The 16,594-nt window shown below is 74.6% G+C and carries 16 protein-coding genes and 1 pseudogene; 10 read left to right on the forward strand and 7 right to left on the reverse strand.

Annotated features, from left to right (window positions below; translation table 11 throughout):
- Nucleotides 1-1,428, forward strand: a 1,428-nt coding sequence (locus AB0E96_RS25665; RefSeq protein WP_359827674.1) for a hypothetical protein, incomplete at its 5' end; no start/stop codon positions are given.
- 230 nt (nt 1,429-1,658) lie between these two features.
- Here AB0E96_RS25665 and AB0E96_RS25670 read toward each other — a convergent pair.
- Together AB0E96_RS25670 and AB0E96_RS25675 are read right to left on the reverse strand one after the other, a co-directional pair.
- On the reverse strand, nt 1,659-2,666 hold the full coding sequence (locus AB0E96_RS25670; RefSeq protein ID WP_359827676.1) for a DUF2510 domain-containing protein: 1,008 nt from the start codon (nt 2,664-2,666) through the stop codon (nt 1,659-1,661).
- A complete protein-coding gene (locus AB0E96_RS25675; RefSeq protein ID WP_359827677.1) occupies nt 2,663-3,997 on the reverse strand; it encodes an MFS transporter in 1,335 nt (444 codons plus the stop codon). The genes AB0E96_RS25670 and AB0E96_RS25675 overlap by 4 nt, the downstream gene beginning before the upstream one ends.
- A gap of 26 nt (nt 3,998-4,023) precedes the next feature.
- Between AB0E96_RS25675 and AB0E96_RS25680 the strand changes: the two genes are divergently transcribed.
- The 3 genes from AB0E96_RS25680 (at nt 4,024) to AB0E96_RS25690 (ending at nt 6,031) form a co-directional block, all read left to right on the forward strand.
- On the forward strand, nt 4,024-4,566 hold the full coding sequence (locus AB0E96_RS25680; protein WP_359827678.1) for a CGNR zinc finger domain-containing protein: 543 nt from the start codon (nt 4,024-4,026) through the stop codon (nt 4,564-4,566).
- A gap of 36 nt (nt 4,567-4,602) precedes the next feature.
- The gene (locus AB0E96_RS25685) at nt 4,603-5,175 is read left to right on the forward strand and encodes a hypothetical protein (protein WP_359827679.1); all 573 of its coding nucleotides are present in this window, start codon (nt 4,603-4,605) and stop codon (nt 5,173-5,175) included.
- A 100-nt stretch (nt 5,176-5,275) separates the two neighbouring features.
- Complete coding sequence (locus AB0E96_RS25690; protein WP_359827680.1) at nt 5,276-6,031, forward strand: HAD family hydrolase; 756 nt, start codon at nt 5,276-5,278, stop codon at nt 6,029-6,031.
- A gap of 179 nt (nt 6,032-6,210) precedes the next feature.
- Here the strand turns inward: AB0E96_RS25690 and AB0E96_RS25695 are convergent.
- Nucleotides 6,211-6,690, reverse strand: a pseudogene (locus tag AB0E96_RS25695) (alpha/beta hydrolase); the annotation flags it as partial.
- Nucleotides 6,691-6,992: 302 nt separating this feature from the next.
- Here AB0E96_RS25695 and AB0E96_RS25700 point away from each other — a divergent pair.
- Nucleotides 6,993-7,445 (forward strand): nuclear transport factor 2 family protein, encoded by a 453-nt coding sequence (locus tag AB0E96_RS25700; RefSeq protein WP_359827682.1) that lies wholly within the window; start codon nt 6,993-6,995, stop codon nt 7,443-7,445.
- Nucleotides 7,446-7,556: 111 nt separating this feature from the next.
- Nucleotides 7,557-8,612, forward strand: coding sequence for a phosphotransferase (locus tag AB0E96_RS25705; RefSeq protein ID WP_359827694.1), 1,056 nt, complete (start codon nt 7,557-7,559; stop codon nt 8,610-8,612).
- Between the two features lie 19 nt (nt 8,613-8,631).
- Here the strand turns inward: AB0E96_RS25705 and AB0E96_RS25710 are convergent, their stop codons facing one another.
- Complete coding sequence (locus AB0E96_RS25710) at nt 8,632-9,021, reverse strand: nuclear transport factor 2 family protein (protein WP_359827684.1); 390 nt, start codon at nt 9,019-9,021, stop codon at nt 8,632-8,634.
- A 91-nt stretch (nt 9,022-9,112) separates the two neighbouring features.
- Complete coding sequence (locus AB0E96_RS25715) at nt 9,113-10,249, reverse strand: MFS transporter (protein ID WP_359827696.1); 1,137 nt, start codon at nt 10,247-10,249, stop codon at nt 9,113-9,115.
- Nucleotides 10,250-10,472: 223 nt separating this feature from the next.
- Here AB0E96_RS25715 and AB0E96_RS25720 point away from each other — a divergent pair, with 223 nt between their 5' ends.
- Both AB0E96_RS25720 and AB0E96_RS25725 read left to right on the forward strand, forming a co-directional pair.
- The gene (locus AB0E96_RS25720; RefSeq protein ID WP_359827685.1) at nt 10,473-11,066 is read left to right on the forward strand and encodes a TetR family transcriptional regulator; all 594 of its coding nucleotides are present in this window, start codon (nt 10,473-10,475) and stop codon (nt 11,064-11,066) included.
- Between the two features lie 248 nt (nt 11,067-11,314).
- Nucleotides 11,315-11,596, forward strand: a complete 282-nt coding sequence (locus tag AB0E96_RS25725) for a hypothetical protein (RefSeq protein ID WP_359827686.1) — start codon at nt 11,315-11,317, stop codon at nt 11,594-11,596.
- Nucleotides 11,597-11,673: 77 nt separating this feature from the next.
- On the opposite strand, the gene AB0E96_RS25730 is transcribed toward AB0E96_RS25725, so the two are convergent.
- The gene (locus AB0E96_RS25730) at nt 11,674-13,374 is read right to left on the reverse strand and encodes a hypothetical protein (protein ID WP_359827687.1); all 1,701 of its coding nucleotides are present in this window, start codon (nt 13,372-13,374) and stop codon (nt 11,674-11,676) included.
- Between the two features lie 442 nt (nt 13,375-13,816).
- On the opposite strand from AB0E96_RS25730, the gene AB0E96_RS25735 reads away from it, so the two are divergent.
- Nucleotides 13,817-14,470 carry a DUF1707 domain-containing protein gene (locus AB0E96_RS25735; RefSeq protein ID WP_359827689.1) on the forward strand — a complete coding sequence of 218 codons (654 nt, stop codon included), beginning with the start codon at nt 13,817-13,819 and terminating at the stop codon, nt 14,468-14,470.
- A gap of 101 nt (nt 14,471-14,571) precedes the next feature.
- Nucleotides 14,572-15,366 (forward strand): serine hydrolase, encoded by a 795-nt coding sequence (locus AB0E96_RS25740; RefSeq protein ID WP_359827690.1) that lies wholly within the window; start codon nt 14,572-14,574, stop codon nt 15,364-15,366.
- Here AB0E96_RS25740 and AB0E96_RS25745 read toward each other — a convergent pair.
- The gene (locus AB0E96_RS25745) at nt 15,320-16,429 is read right to left on the reverse strand and encodes an aminotransferase class I/II-fold pyridoxal phosphate-dependent enzyme (RefSeq protein ID WP_359827692.1); all 1,110 of its coding nucleotides are present in this window, start codon (nt 16,427-16,429) and stop codon (nt 15,320-15,322) included. The genes AB0E96_RS25740 and AB0E96_RS25745 overlap by 47 nt on opposite strands.
- Nucleotides 16,430-16,594: the final 165 nt, after the last annotated feature.

A 16,594-nucleotide genomic window follows, 5' to 3' on the forward strand; every position in this document is an offset into this window, starting at 1 on the left:
GCCACCTCTCCTCTCGGTCCTGTCGAGGGGATCATGCCGGACGGTCCGTCGGGCCGACCAGCCACCCCGCGCGCCAGAGCGGGCAGTCCCGCCGCAGGCCGCCCGACCCCGGGCACGGCACCCGTCACCGCGGCGCCCGCCGGAGACCGGCAGGCCGCGATCGGCAGTCCCGGCAAGGACGGTGGCGCGGTCACGGCGGCGACCAAGAACCTCCAGCTGACGGCGTACGACCCGGCGGGCGGCACCGCGGTGCTCTCGGCGGCAGGGGCGACCGGTGCGGCGTCGGCTCCCGCCTCCGCTCCGGCGTCGGCCTCGGCCGCCGCTTCGGCCCCGGCATCCGCCGCCGCCTCGCCGGGCGCCGTCCCCACCGCCGCGGCCCCCGCCGTCCAGCCCGGACAGCTGATCGCCAGCCCGCCCACCGCCGCGGCCCCGCAGGGCGCCCTGCTTGCCGTCACCGGCGTGCGCCCCGGCTCGGGCGACACGCTCGCCCTGACCACCCGCCCGGCCACCCTGGCCGAACTCCTCGGCGGCACCGAAGCCGACGGCGACGTCCCCGTCGACCCGCACGGCATCACGGTGACCCCGCTGGTCAAGGACCTCAAGGCGACTGCCGGGCTGAGCGGCGACGGCGTGCGGGCCGACGCCTCCGGCACCCTCGAAGTGAACCTCAAGGCCCCCGTCCCGCTGCCCGACGGCGCGAGCCTCGACGCGTCCGGCTCGCTCCAGCTCCACCCCGCCGTCCACTTCGCCTACCACGGCGCGGCGGCCGGCAGCCCGCGCACCGCCTCGATCGGCTTCGACCTCGGCGCCCACGCCCAGTGGAAGGTCACCGGCGACGCCGCCCGCGGCACCGGCGCGGCCCCCGTCCGGGTGCCCTTCGCCAAGCTCCAGGCCAGCCCGGTGCTCACCGTCGCCGGGCTGCCGGTGGTCGTCAACCTCGGCCTCACCTGCTACCTGGAGGTCGGCGCCGACGGCCAGGTCCACCTGGAGGCGGAACAGGACGCTGCCGGCACCTGGGCGGTGCGCGCCGACTACACCGGCGGCAAGGGCTGGACCCCGGTCACCAGTGCCGAGACCAAGGTCACCCCGGTGCACGTGCGGCTCAACGGCAAGGCCGGCGTACGGGCCGCCCTCGGCGCCGAGATCAGCCTCGGCCTGTACGACACCGTCGGCGTGGAGACCACCGTCGCCCCCTACCTGCGCGCCCAGGCCGAAGGCTCACTGGTCGCCGACTCCTCCGGCAACCCGCCCCAGGTGCAGGGAAGTTGGTCCCTGGTCGGCGGCGTCGACCTGAACGGCTCGCTGCTCGCCCACCTGAAGGTCTTCGGTACCCCGATCATCGAGGGCAAGCTGCCGCTGCCGCCCTTCCACCGCGAGTGGCCGCTGCTCGCCGGATCGGCCACATTGCCTGCCCCGCAACGCAGTTGACGGTCTGTCACTATCAGGGCCCCTCGGTGGAGTCATCCCGCCGAGGGGCCCTCGTCGTCCCCCGTCCCGGCCGGCTGCGTCCCGGGGTGCCCGCGTCGGCCCGTCCGGACCTGCCCGGGGGCGGCTGTCGCCCTGGCGGTGTGTGGTCCGGCCTTGCGCGGTTCGCCGGTTCGACAGGGGGTGCCGGCGGCTCCGACTGTTGCCCTGCCGGTCCGTGAACCTCCTTGGTGTCAGGCGCCGTTGGCGGGGACTTCGTCCTTCTTGACGCCGAGGAGGATCTGGTCCAGCACCGTGACGTCCGGGGCGGCCGGGTCGTCGTCCACTCCGCCGTCGAAGACCACGTAGCCGCCGCCCTTGGCGGGGAGGGCCGCCAACAGGACGTAGCCCTGGGTGCCGTCGGTGTTGGTGATGTGCCAGCGGGTGGCGTAGCCGGCCACTCCGGCGACGGTGATGTTGCCCGAACCGTAGTCGGTCTGCGAGGCCATCCCGCTGAAGATCTGCTTGGCGATGCCCGGCATCGCGGCGTCGGCGGCGGCCTTGGCCGTGTCGCCCTGGACGGTGTCCTTCTCCACCGAGAACCGGCCGCGGACGCAGGTGCGGCCGTTCGAGCAGGGGTACTCGCCGCTGCCGAGGAAGATCGCCCGCTGGGTCTCGGTCGCGGCGGTCCAGCCCTCGAACACGGGGACGGTGATCGCGTGCTGCTTGTCCGCGACGGTGCTCTTGAGGACCGGGGCGGGCTTGGGCGTGGACGGCTTCGGGGCGGGGGTGGTGCTGGTCGTCGGGCCGGCGCTGCGGCTGACCGAGACGGTGGGATCGGCGGTGGGGCCCGCCGTCGGGTCGCCACCCCGGCTGAGCGCGAACCCGGCGATGCCGCCGACCGCCAGCACGGCGACCGTGACGCCGATGACCACGCCCGCCCTGGACCGCTTGGGGACGGGAGCGGGAGAGGGGGCGGCCATGGCCGGGTGGCCGAGCCCGGGGTAGCCGTACCCCGGGGCGGGGTAGGCCTGCGGGGCCGGGTACGGCTGAGCGGCGGGGTAGGGCTGCGGGGCGGGGTAAGGCTGAGCGGCCGGGTAGGCCTGAGCGGCCGGGTACGCCTCCTCGCCCGGGTAGCCGTAGCCGCTCCCGGCCGGCCGGATGTCACTGGTCCAGGCGTTGCCGTCCCACCAGCGCTCGTGGCCCGGGGCGCCGTCCGGTCCGGGGGCCGGGTACCACCCGGGAGGCGTCTCGTTGATCACGGCCGTACGCTACCCGGCGGTGCGCCGCCCGCGGCGGCAGGGGTGCCGCGCTCGCCGCGGGCGGTGGTCGCGAGGGCCAGGGCCGCGGCTGCGGCGAGGGCGGCCCAGGCGGAGGCGAAGCCGTGGGTGGTGTCGCGGAGCAGTCCGAGGGCCGGCGGGACCAGCACGACGGCCAGTTGGTTGACCGCCATCACCAGGCCGAGGGCGAAGCCGGTCCGCCCCGGGGGCGCCGCCTCCGCGAGGTGGGCCACCCAGGGGCCGTACCAGCCGATTCCGAAGAAGCCGAGCCAGGTGAACAGGAGGGCGGCCACCGCGGGGGACCGGCCGGCCGGCGTCGTCAGGGCGATCAGTCCGGCCACCACCGCGCCCAGGCAGACCAGGACGGCCCGGTACCGTCCGGCACGGCTCCGGTCGCTCCAGGCGGCCAGCGCGATCCGGCCGGCCGCCCCGGCCACCTGGACGGCGACCAGGACGGCGGCGGTCGGGCCGGGGCCGAGGGCCGTCACGTCGTGCAGGTACAGCGCGCCGAGCACCCCGATGCCGCTGTGGACGGAGACCAGGCTCAGGCCCGAGACCAGGATCCGCGCGATGGCCGGCTCACGGAGCATCCGCGGCCGGGAGCGGGCGGAGTCCTTCGGTGAGGCGGAGTCCGTCGGCGCGGCGGATTCCGTCGGGCCGGAGGCGGCGGCGGGGCGGTCGACCGGGGCCGTCGACGGTCGCCGGTAGAGCGCCATGAAGAGCCCGGCGCCCAGGAGCGCGACCAGCCCGCCCGCCACGAGCGCCGCCCGCCACCCGTACGCCACGGCCACCGCCGGCAGGACGGCCGCGGAGAGCGCCCCGCCCAGCGGCAGCCCGGCCTGGCGCACGCCCATGGCCAGCCCCCGCCGGGCGGGCTCGAACCAGGCCGCCACCGACTTGCTGCCGCCCGGCTGCACGGTGCTGTACCCGGCGCCGACGACCAGCAGGACGGCGAGCAGGGAGCCGTACCCCCGGGCGAGGCCGCCGACCAGCAGGGCCGCGCCGACCACGGCGGCGCCGATGCCGACGACCCAGCGCTCGTTGTACCGGTCCAGGAGCTCACCGGCGACCAGCAGGCCGACCAGCGGGACGAGTTGCGAGGCGGACAGGAGCAGGCCGAGCTGGGCCGTACTGAGGTCCAGCGCGTGCTGCAGGGGAACGGCCATCGCCCCGATGCCCTGGACGAGGAAGCCGGCGGAGGCCTGGGTGACGGTGGCGACCGCGAGGACCACCCAGCGGTACCGGGGCGGGCGGGCGGCGTCCTCGGAGGGCGTCGGCCCGGAGCGCCTTCCGGCGTCGGTGTGCTGACTCATGGTCGGAAGCCTGGTGTCATGGTCTTGTGCACCTCAACCCTTACGGAGACGCCGCCGTGCGGCTCGCCGCGGACCTGGCCAACCGGCGCCCCGGGACGGCCGGGGAACTGGCCGACCGCTGCCGGGCCGCCGGGCTGGTCGTCGACGGGCCGGTGCGGCCGTCGGACCTGGCCCGCGTACTGGCCCTGCTGGACACCTGGGAGTCGGTGGTCGACGCGGCCGACGAACACGAACGGGCCGGGCGGCTCAACCGGATGCTGGCCGCCGACGCCGCCCACCCCCGGCTGACCGACCACACGGGCGGCTGGCACCTCCACTACCGCGACGACCACCAGTCGTTCGCCGCCGTGCTGTCCACCCTGATCGCCGTGGGCACCGCCTTCCACCTGGTGGGCCGCGGCATGCACCGGCTCGGCCGGTGCGCCGTCGAGGAGTGCGGCACCGTCTTCGCCGACACCTCCCGCACCGGCCGCCGGCGCTACTGCTCCCAGCGCTGCGCCAACCGCGACGCGGTCCGCCGCCACCGCCGCCGCGCCGGGGGTTCGGCGGACGGGCCGCCCCGGGCGTGACGGTGTCTGTCGGTGCCGAGCGCTACCGTGCCGGGCATGACGGACTACGACTGGATCCATCAGGGCCCCATCCACTGGCTGGAAGGACAGCACCGCGGGGACGACGAGACCGTCCTGGTGTTCTTCAGGGGCACCACCCGGGCCGCCGTGGCCGACGGGCTGACCGCGCGCCACCGCCCGCTGTTCGCCCGGGGCGAGGAGCCGGCGCCCGGCGAGTGGGGCGTGGTCGTGCACCCCATGTTCGACCACGCCCGCGACGACTATGCCGACGTCGACTACCGCGGGCTCTGCCCCGAGGGCGCCGAGCTGGTGGTGTTCGTGCCCAATCCCTGCAGTGTCAAGGCCCTCGGCCCCATGGCGTACCACTACCGGGACGGCCGGATCTCCTCCTGCGTCGACTACGAGGGCGCCGAGCACGTCGGGGAGCGCTGGCCCAACGCGCTGGCCCCGCTCGTCACGGCGGCCGGGCTCGGGATCGGAGGCGAGTTCTTCGAGGCCCCGGACTACGAACAGCGGCTCACCGCGCTGATCTCCGATCACCTCGGCCTGCCCGCACTGGACCGGGCGGCGGTGACGGTGGACCGCGAGCGGATGGCCGACCACGGGTAGCACCGGTGCACCGGGCGGGTCCGGTGCGCCCGCTGGGGCCGAGGTCGGACGCGTGGTGGCCGGTGGATCGTGTACGGCACCGGCTGGATACGATCACACGATGATCTCCACCGCCCGCACCCTGGTCTTCGACATCGACGGCACGCTCTGCTTCGACGGGAGGACGATCGACGGCCGGATCCTCGCCGCCCTCGACGCCTGCGAGCGGGCCGGCCACCAGCTGGTCTTCGCCTCCGCCCGGCCGGTCCGCGACCTCCTGCCCGTCCTCGACGGGACCTTCCCCACCGCCACGCTGATCGGCGGCAACGGCAGCCTGGTCTCCGTCGACGGCCGGGTGCGGGCGCGGGCCGCGTTCGAGGCCGGTGAACTCGGCCGGCTGCTGGCCGAGGTCGAGCGGTTCGGGGCGGGCTACCTCGCCGACGGCCCGTGGGACTACGCCTACACCGGACCAGCCGACCACCCGATCCGCGGCCGGGTCGACCAGGGCGGCCTCGCCCGCCGGGTCGAACTCGCCGAACTCCCGGCCGTCGTCAAGTTCCTGGTGGTCGAAGCGACCGACCTGGCGGCCCTCGCCGCGTCCTGCCGCGCGCTCGGCATGAGCGTCAACCACCACCTCGACGAGGCGATCATCGACGTCGCCCCCGGCACCACGAACAAGTGGGAGGCGCTGGCCTCGCTGGGGATCGACGCCTACGACGCCTTCGGCAACGACATCAACGACCTCGACCTGCTGCGCAACGCGGGGCACTCCGTCCGGGTCGGCACCCACCCGGGCCTGGACGGCGTCGCCCGGGTCACCGTCCCCGCCGAGCCGGAGGCCGTCGCCGCCGAGATCTCCCGGCTGGCCGCGGCCTGATCGGACGGGATCGGCGGAACTCGCCCCGGGCGTCCGGCGGGCAGCCGCCGGGCGCCGAGATCGGCCGGGTCGGGCCGCGAGACCGGGTCGGGCCGCGAGACCGGGTCGGGCCGCGACCGGCCGAGGCGCCCCGGGGCAGCCAGGGTCGGCCAGGGTCGGCCAGGGTCGGCCGTCGGGCGGCCGAGGTGGCGGGCGCGGAAGCGGGCCTCGCCGTCGGCCTCGAAGCGGGGCAGGGCCTTGTGCCGGCCGGAGTCGGCGTGCGGCGTCCTCTCCGTCGAGGCGAAGGCGTCGAACAGCGCCAGGCCGGCACCGCGCGGTATGCGCTCGTCGTCCCACCGGAGGTCGAACCCGACCGGGACGGTGATCCGGCCCGCGCGCTCGACCGGGGCGTCCGGCCAGTGCGGGCCGAACACCGCGGCCGTGATCCTGGGCTCGGCCGCCACCAGCGGCACACCGACCGCGGTGCCCATGGCGAGACCGAACCGGCCGAGCGGACCGTCGGCGCCGATCTCCGGGAGCCGCTGGAGGGCGTCCAGCGCCGCCCGGTACCCACGCACGGCGAGCTCCGCCAGGTGGGCGTCGTGGCGCACCACGACCGGCCCCTCCGGCTCGCCCGCCGCCCGGGCCCGGTACAGCTCGGCGATCTCCGCCTCGTCGTGTGCGGCGCGCGATCGTGCCGTCGGAGGAGGCGGTGGTGAACTGCGGGGAGTGCCAGGGTGTTGCCTTCGGGAGTGCCTTGCGGCCGAGGCGCTCCCGGCGACACCCGCGTCAGCCGCCGGCCGGTGACCGGAAGGGGGAGCACCTGTAGCGGTACTGCGGTCATGGGGCTCACCTCCTCGGGCGGTGCCACGGTCGACCGCGAGGTGGCAGCCGGGCCGCGGCCTCCGCCGACGGTCTTCGGACGCTTGATCAGATCGTGGGAGAGTGGGCGCGGACGACCGACGCGACCTTGGGGGAGAGCATGTCCGCGGCACCCGATCCGATGCCGAGCCACCGGGTGGTCGAGAACCTGATCATGCGCTATGCCGAACTCGTGGACGACGGGGACTTCGCGGGGCTCGGCGCGCTGCTCGCCGACGCCGTCTTCGTCGGCGGTGACGACGAACCGGTGCGCGGGAGCGGCGCGATCGAGGCGATGTTCCGGGAGCTGCTGATCGTCCACCCCGACGGGACGCCGCGGACCCAGCACGTCACGAGCAACGTGGCCGTCGAGGTGGACGAGGAGGCGGGGACGGCGGTCGCCCGCTCGTACGTCACCGTGCTGCAGGCGCTGCCCGAACTCCCGCTGCGGGCCATCGCCGCGGGCCGGTACCACGACCGCTTCGCGCGCGGGGAGGACGGGCGCTGGCGGTTCGCGGAGCGGCGGGTGCGGATCACCCTGTTCGGCGATGTGAGCCGCCATCTGCGGCAGTAGGGCGCGCCGACCAGGCCGGCAGGGCGTCCGGGACGGGTGGACGGCGGGGACGGGACGGTGCGGGGACAGGACGGGGGCGGGGACAGGACGGGGGCGGGGACGGTGCGGGCAGTGGTGCGGGAGCGGTTGGCGGGCGCGGCGCGGGCCGCACTGGGCGGCGGACGGCGGCTGGAAGCGGTCGAACGGCTGGCCGGCGGCAGCAAAAAGGGTGTCTACCGCCTGCTGATGGACGACGGGACGACGGCGGTCGCCTACCGGTGGGCCAGGTCCGAGAACCACTGGCCGGCGGCCGAGGGGGACGACGACCTCGCCGACCCGTTCTCGCCCGGCCTCGGGCTCGACCTGTTCGAGGCCGCGCACGCGCGGCTGGCCGCGCTCGGCGTCAGGGTCCCGGCACTGCGCTTCGCCGAGCGCGCCGGGGAGCGGGACGGGGACGGGGACAGCGGCAGTGCGGCGGCCGACCTCGCGATCGTCGAGGACGTGCCCGGCGAGAACCTGGAGCGGCTGCTCGCCCGCGACCCGCACGTCGCCGCCCCGGTCCTGGCCCGGCTCGGTGAGGCGCTCGGCGCCATGCGCGGCCACCGGGCGCCCGGCTACGGGAAGATCGCGGTGGTCGACGGCGGGGGAGCGTCGCACGGGCCGTCCTGCGAGGCCGTCGTGCTGGACCGCGCGCTGCGGGACCTCGCGGAGGCGGCGGCGCGCGATCCCCGGATCGCCGGAGCCCGGGACCGGTTCGCTGACCGGCTGCGGAACCTGGCGGCGGCGGTCCGGCCGCGCGCCGAGTACACCGTGGTGCACGGTGAACTCGGGCCCGACCACGTGCTGGTGGACGCCGCCGGCCGCCCGGTGCTGATCGACGTCGAGGGTGCGATGTACTTCGACGCCGAGTGGGAGCACGTCTTCCTGCGGATCCGCCTGGACCGGGCCGACTACCACCGGCTCGTGGCGAGCGGCCCGAGCGGGCCGGACGGATCGGACGGATCGGCCGGCTTCAACGGCTCGGCCGGCCTGGACGAGGACCGGCTCGCCCTCTACGCGCTGGCGCAGCGGCTCTCGCTGACGGCGGGGCCGCTGCGCCTGCTCGACGGGGGCTTCCCGGACCGCGAGGCCATGGCCGGCATCGCCGAGCACAACCTGCGCCGGGCCCTGCGACTCCTCGACGGCTGACGGGCGGGCGCGGTCCGGGTCAGCCGGTGAGCTGGGCCCGGAAGACGGCGCTGTTGAAGTACGCCCGGGCCTCCCGGATGAGGCCGGTGTCGTCCAACTCGTAGACGTTGATGCCGGACCAGTTGACCGGCCTGCCGTCCAGGGCGACGGCGGCGCCCCGCCAGGAGACCGCGACGTGGCTGCCGACGGTGTGCGCCTCCAGGGGTGTCAGGCCCAGGAACGGGCGGAAGTTCGGCAGGACGGAGGCGATGAAGTCGTGGATCGCCGCCCGCCCGGTGATCGGCGGCGTGCCGACCGGGTCGTGGAAGACGCCGTCCTCGGCGAAGGCCGCCGCCCAGGCGTCGGCGTCGCCTTCCTGGGAGGCGCGGAAGAACTGGAGGACGGCGGTCGGCATGGCCGGGAACGTCATGGGATCTCCTTCGGGACGTGGTGACGTGCTGACGTGACGGTGTGAGGTGTGAGGTGTGAGGTGTGAGGCGTGCGGTGTGAGGGTGCCGGGCTCAGCGCCCGGGCCCGGCCTTCAGCGCGGCCAGGGCGGCGACCGCGGTGAGCGCGACGAGGCCGCACACCCCCGGCCAGCCGAGCTGGGCGTGCAGACGGACACCGAGCCAGGAGCCGGCGCTGCCGCCGAGGAACGAGCAGGTCATGTAGGCGGTGTTCAGTCGGCTGCGGGCCTCCGGGCGCAGGGCGAAGATGCGGGCCTGGTTGGCGATCTGGCTGCACTGCACGGCCACGTCCAGCAGCAGCAGGCCGGCGGCCAGCGCGGCCAGGCCCGGCGCGCCGCCCGCGCTGCCCGCCGTGAGGACCGCGGCGGCGGCGAGGGTGGCGCCGGTGCACCAGGTGTTCACCCGGTCCGGGCCGTGCCGGTCGACCCGGCGGCCGGCGGCCGGGGCGCAGAGCATGCTCGCCGCCCCGATCAGCGCCAGCAGGCCGACCGCCTGGACGTCGAGGCGGTAGTGCGGGCCGGTGACCAGCAGGGCGAGCGCGGTCCAGGCGGCGCTGAAGCCGCCGAACAGCGAGGCCTGGCAGAGCGCGGAGCGGCGCAGGGCGGGTTCGGTGCGCAGCAGTCGCAGGGTGTCGCCGAGCAGGGCCGGGTACCGGTCGCGGGCGGCCGGTGCGGTGCTGGGCAGCGCCAGGCCGAGGGCGAGGGCGAGCAGCCCGGTGAGTACGGCGGCGGCCAGGTAGGGGGCGCGCCACCCGAGGTGTTCGCCCAGGACGCCGCCGAAGGTGCGGGCCAGCAGGATGCCACCGATCAGGCCGCCCTGGAGGGTGCCGATGACGGCGCCGCGCCGGTCGGGCGCGACCAGGCCGGCGGCCAGTGGGAGGAGCAGTTGGGGGACGACCGTGGCCAGGCCGACCACCGCGCCGGCGGCGATCAGCGGGCCGGTGGCCGGGGCGAGCCCCGCGGCCAGCAGCGCGCAGCCCGTCACCGCCAGCAGCACGGTGATCAGCGGGCGCCGGGGGAGCCGGTCGCCGAGCGGGACCAGCAGGAAGATCCCCGCGGCGTAGCCGAGTTGGGTGACGGTGGCGACGCCGGCCGCGGTGCCGGCGGAGATGCCGAAGCCCTCGGCGACGAGCGGGGTGAGGGCCTGCGGGAAGTAGACGTTGGCCACGCTGACGCCGCAGGCCAGCGCCATCACCAGCGGCAGCCGCCGACCGGGCGCGGCCCCGGGTGGGGCGGGGCCGTCCGGGGCGGGGCCGGGCGGTTCGGCCCCGGGTGGGGCGGGTTCGGGCAGGGCGGTCGGATCGGTCCGGGCCATCGCCACTCCAATCGAACGAACTAGATGGTTCGGTTGCTCGGTGCGAGCGTGGCAGACCCGTACGGGATCGTCAAACGAACCGGTTCGTTACCATCGCCCCATGGCGTACGACTCGACGGCAACCAAAGAGCGGATCCTCGCGGCGGCGGCCGCCGAATTCGCCGCGTACGGCGTGGCCGGTGCCCGCGTGGACCGCATCGCCGCCCAGGCCCAGGCCAACAAGCGGGCGATCTACGACTACTTCGGCGACAAGGGCAGGCTCTTCGCCGCCGTCCTGGAGCGCCTCATGGCCGACCTCGCCCGGGCCGTCCCGCCCGGCGAGGCCGGCGCCGAGGACCTGTCCGGGTACGCCGAGCGGCTCTTCGACTACCACCGGGACCACCCCGAGGCCCTGCGGCTGCTGATGTGGGAGGCGCTCGAACTCGGCGACCGGCCCGTCCCCGGCGAGGAGGCCCGTACCGGTCACTACCGTGACAAGCTGCGGGCGGCGCGGCCCGCGGACGGCGCCGACGAGGCCGACGAGGCCCGTGCGCGGCTCTTCCTCACGCTCGGCCTGGTCGGCTGGAGCCTCGCCATGCCCCAGCTTCGCCGCATGATCCTCGGCCCCGACCACACCCTCGACCGGCTGCGCGCCGAGATCGCCGACGCCGTCCGCGCCCTCCCGGCCGGGGAGGGGCGCCCCGAGCGGTCGTAGCGCCGCACACCCCGGCGGCGAAGCCCCGGACGGCCCTCCCGGAGTGGCTCGGAAGGGCCCTCCGGGCACGAGAAGTCGGCCGGTCCGACTTTCCGCTCCCGGCCGGGCGGGCGCGAATGGCGGGCCGGGTGCTGTCGTCGGTTCGGGGGATTTGCGCCGGGTTTCCTGACATGAACAGGGCGGTGGGGGAATTCATGCTCCGGAAGGGCGCCCCTACCCGTTGTGCGCCCTCGGAAAGGAGAACAGTCATGCGTCGTCGGATTGCCGCGGTCGGGATGCTGGCCGCTGCCGGAGTGCTCGCGTTCGCCGTGCCCGCACAGGCAGCGACGGGGGTTCTGGTGGTGAACGGTGCGGCTCACCAGAATCCGGCCCGGGGGTGTTACCCGACCGTGTCGCCGGTGCTCGTCCAGAACCTCACGGACGTGACGGTCGACGTGTACTCCGCGGCGAACTGTCAGGGGTCGCTGACGCGGGAGATCGCGGCCGGGATGAGCGCGGCGACGGTCGGGTTCAGCTACTTCGTCAACTGACGCGAAGCGGCCGCGGGAACGGGCCGGGGCGGTGCTCCGTACGGAACACCGCCCCGGCCTTCACGCCTTCCGGTGCGTCAGATCGACTGGTAGAAGCCGAGCAGGTCGACCACCAGGTCGGCGCTCGACCAGCTCTGGTTCCAGAAGTCGATGATGCCGCCCTTGCCGCCCGGGGTCTGGGCGAGGTTCGGGACGGTCGCGCCGGCGGTCCAGTTCAGCGTCGAGGAGACCGGGCGCTGCGGGACGGCCGCGGTGCCGTTCCGGTAGTCGGACCAGTAGTTCGGGTCGGTGTCCACGGAGAGGAAGCCGGCCCCGGCGGTGTTGGTGACGGTGGTGTTCAGCACCCAGCCCTCGACGTGCGGGGTGGTGGTGTCACCCTCCATCCCCAGCGCGAAGAAGCTGCGGCCCGGCAGCGGACGGGCCGTCCGGTCGGGGGTGGTCTCGCGGGTGTCGAGGACGCGCTCCGGCACCACCAGCGGGACCAGGGCGGACCGGCTGGTGGGGGTGTAGTAGCCGGCCACGTCGACCACGACGTCCGCCGGGAGCCAGCTGCCGTTGCGCACGGAGATCCTGCCGTCCTGGCCGACCGGCACGATCACCGCGTTGGCCACCGTCTGGCCGGCGGTGAAGTTCACGTTGGAGGTGGTCGGGACCGCCTGGCCGGCCGGGTAGGCGATCAGGTGGCCGTCGGCCTGCGGGTTGGTGACCGTCAGGTTGAGCGCCACGGCGGTGACGTTCGCCGGCACCCCGTTGCGGCCGGCCACGGCCACGTCGAAGCTCGACGTCGCGGGGACCTTGCCCGCGGCGGTGCCGATGCCCTCGCGGGTGTCGACGATGCGGGTCTGCGGCACCGACTTGTAGCCGCTGGCGGTGGTGGCCGTGAAGTAGCCGGTGACGTCGGCGAGCAGGTCGACCGGCGCCCAGTCCGAGTTGAACAGGTACACGTAGCCGTCCGGACCGACCGTGGCGACCACCAGGTTCGGGACGGTCTGGCCGGGGACGAAGTTCAGGCTGGAGGTCGTGGCGTTCTCGGCCAGGTCCTGGGTGGGCGCCACCGAGATGTGGCCCGAGCCCGAGGTGTTGGTGACGGTGACGTTGAGGACCACCGCGGCGGCGTCGGCCGGGATGCCGGAGGCGCCGCCGACCTTCAGGGCCACCGTGCCGCGGGCGGGGACCTTGGCCTTGGGGGCGCCGATGCCCTCGCGGGTGTCCAGCAGGCGGGCGGGGGCGTGCGGCGTGAACTCGGCGCCGGCGGTGACCACCGGGAGCTGGTTCGTGGCCGTCGACGCGCCGTTCGAGAGCGTGACGGTGATGGTGTACGCACCGGCGGCGACGTACTGGTGGTTGTCGTAGTGCAGCTCGGGGCCGTTGGTGCCGATGACGATCGGGTACGACGCCTTGCTGCCGTCGCCCCAGTCGATGACCATGTTCACCGAGGTGGATTCGCTGGACGTGACCCGGGTCGCGAGCTGGAAGCCGTGGGCGCTGAACGCCGAGGCCTCCAGCTCGATCCCGAGGTTCGCGGCGCTCTGGGCGGCGGGCGCGTCCTGGGCGGGCGCGCCCTGCGCCTTGGCCGCCTGGCCGGCCGGCTGACCGGCCTTCGAGACGACCGTCTTGGCGGCGGGGCTGGTGAAGGTCTTGCCCGGGAGCTTCTTCGTCGCGTCGATCCCGGCGACGGAGGCGGCGGGCGAGCCGGGCGCCGGGGCGGGCGCGGCCGCCTGGGCGATTCCGGACGAGGTGATCCCGACACCGGCCGCCACGAGGGCAGCGAGAACCACAAGTCGGCGATTGCGCACCGATTCCCCCCACGATTTCATCAATAGTCGAACGGATTCGACACAGTTCGAATGTGTGGTCAGCGTACAGGTCGTGCGCAGTCCCCGGGACCGGGTTTTTTCCGGCCGGATCCGCCGCCGACCGGGCCGTGGGCGTTTCAGGGCCGATGGAGGGTTTATGAATTGACGCCGCTTTTGTGCGTTCCGGGGTGTGGAGTCGGAAAGCGCGGGAAGGTCCCGATTCGGACAGGAGCGGCCATCGGACGCCCCCGTCCAGGGCGCTGCCATGTGGAGGAGTGGAAAAGGACGGGGATCCCCCGGGTCCGTCCTCCGGGCCGGCGGTCTGGCGGGTCTGGCGGGAACCCCTATCGCGATATATCGTGAGTCGGTGTCCGCGCCGCCGACCCGCCGCGCGGATCCCATCGTCGGACTCAGGACGGGAAGCATGCCGGGAGAGATCGTGCCCGCCGGGAGCAGCTCCGGCCTCAGCCCGGAGCCCGGGCTGCGGGCCTCGCACGCGGACCGGGACCGGGTGGCCGAGCTGCTGCGGATCTCGGCGGGTGACGGCCGGCTGACGGCGGAGGAGCTGGACGAGCGCCTGGAGGCCGCCCTGTCGGCCCGGACGTTCGGTGAGCTGGCCGCGCTCACCGCCGACCTGCCGGCCGTGTCGGTCTCCGCCGACGGCGTGGTGGCGGAGGTCAAGGACGTCCTGCGGATCGACCAGCGGTGGAGCCCGGTCCGGCGGGAGGGGCGCTGGGTGGTGCCGCGCCGGCTGGAGCTCTTCACGGAGTGGTGCGACGTGACGCTCGACTTCACCCGGGCCGTGATCACCCAGGACACCCTGCGGATCGACCTGGGCATGGAGGGCAAGACCCTGACGCTGATCACCGGTCCGGGCATCGTGGTCGACACCGACGGTCTGGCCCTGGAGTTCGCCAGGGTCAGCGACCGGCGGGCGGCGGACTCCGGCGTGCCGGTCGTGCTGCGGGTGGAGCTGGTCGGCACGAAGCGCCACGGCCGCGTGGTCGTGCGGCAGCCGCGCCGCACGGCCGGCCAGTGGCTGCTGCGGAAGCCCGAAGGAGCGCAGCCCGGCAGTTGACGGCAGCTGACGGCTGCTGACGGACAGTCACAGCGGCGACGGGCCCGTGTCGTACGGCGCAACCGTCGAGCTCCGGGCCCGGCCTCCCCTACCCTTCCTCCATGCTCTCTGTGGTGGTGGCCCCCTGGGCGGGAAAAGCGGAGCCGGTGTTCGTCCACAACCCGGACGAACTTCACGACGCCGCCAGCACGATGAAGGTCGCGGTGCTCGCCGCGCTGTGCCGCGGCGGGGTGAACCTCGACGCCGAAGTGCCGGTGGTGAACCGCTTCGAGTCCGTGGTCGGCGGCGAGTTCGGCAACGACCCGGACTGGGACAGCGACCCGCTGCCCTGGGAACTGCTCGGCACCCACGTGCCGCTCCGGTTGCTGGCCGAGCGGATGATCACCCACTCCTCCAACCTGGCCACCAACCTCTGCCTGGCCCGCACCACCCAGCAGGCCGTCACCGAGGTGTGGCGCCGGGCCGGCGCCACCCACAGCTCCACCCCGCGCGGAATCGAGGACTACGCGGCGCGCGCCCAGGGCGTGCACAACCGGGTGAGCGCCCGCGACCTGGTCCGGCTGCTGCGCTCGCTCGCCGAGGAGCCCGAACTCCTCGCCCTCCTCGAGTGCAACGAGTTCCGGGTGGACCTGGCCGCCGGTCTGCCCGCCAACACCCGGATCGCCTTCAAGAACGGCTGGTTCCCCGGCACCCGGCTCGGCGTCGGCCTGGTCCAGTCGGCCGACTGCCCGCCGTATCTGATCGCCGTCTGCTACACCGGCCCGCTCGCCGACGGCACGGACCGCACCGATCCGGCGGCCCGGCTGCTCGCCCGGATCTCCAAGGCCGTGTGGGACCGCCGCGACCAGATCAGCCGGCCGGCGCCGGCAGCCCGCCCGGCACCGTCGGCCGGTTGAGTGCCGTCAGCCCGTCCAGCGCCGCCTCGTTCAGCAGGTTGATCCGTACGAACCCCTCGTGGCCGGTGAGTTCGAAGTGCCGCTCGTCGAGCGCGAGCAGCCGGTCGGCCGGGGCGGCGACCCGGGCGAACAGGAAGAACCCGGTGTCCACCGGCGCGGAGGCCCGCAGTGCGCCGCTGTGGAGGATCCGCCGGTGGTTGGCCCGGATGTGCTCGACCAGCCGCCGGTTGCCCTCCCCGTCGAGCATCAGGTCGGCGGCGCGGTGGGCGAACAGCCGGTCGGCGAGCGTGACGTCCCCGTGCAGGTTGATGTGGAGGTCGGCGAGCGGCTCGCGCAGCCGCTCGGGGACGAGCAGGTGGGCGCAGCGGTAGCCGTGGATGGACAGGTACTTGGTGGGGCACACCAGCCGCACCGTGAGGTCGGCCGGCAGGGTGGCGCTCTCCTCGCGCCGGCCGCCGTCCCAGCGCAGGTACTGGAAGGTGCCGTCCACGAACACCAGTGACCCGGTGGCCCGTTGCCACGCGCCGATCCGTTCGATCACCTCGGCCGGGACGGGCTGCCCGGCGTACCAGAGCGGATCGGTGAGCAGGAGGACCGTCCGCTCCTCGGGCAACTCCGGTGCGAATCCCGGCTGTCGGGCGTGCAGCTCGCTCACCCGGACCGGTTCGACGCCGAACTTCCGGAAGAAGTAGGCGAACTTGTAGTAGACCGGCGGCAGGTAGTGGACGCGCCGCACGCCGTTCAGGTGCAGCCAGGTGCAGAAGGTGCCGAGCAGGCTGCTGGAGCCGCCCGCCGGGATCACCTGCCCCGGCCCGTGCTCCACCTCGTCGTAGGCGCTGTGGAACCGGGCGATCTTGGTCCGCAGCGCGTGGTCCTCGTCGATCGCCGAGTACCGGGTGACGTCGCCGAGCAGGTACGGCGGGGTGTCGGCGAGCGGGCCGAGGTAGTCGGCGACGAAGGGGTGGCCGCCGTTGTAGTCGGAGACGAACAGCCGCCCGCCCGGGTGCTGCCGTTCGCGCTCCACGGTCTCGTGCAGGTCGAGCATGCGGAACAGGGACGGCACCGGACCTCCAGGGCGTCGACCGATCGGGACGGCCGCCAGCCTCCACCGCGACCGGGCGCGGGCACAAGACCGCCATCGCGCGAGCTCCATCTGTTCGTCTCGGTTGTCGTGGTGAAGGTGGGGAGGGCGGAAGTCGGGGGAGACCTCTCGGATCTCCTCCGGCCC

The sequence above is a fragment of the Kitasatospora sp. NPDC036755 genome (assembly GCF_040636595.1).
In the GTDB taxonomy this organism is placed as follows: domain Bacteria; phylum Actinomycetota; class Actinomycetes; order Streptomycetales; family Streptomycetaceae; genus Kitasatospora.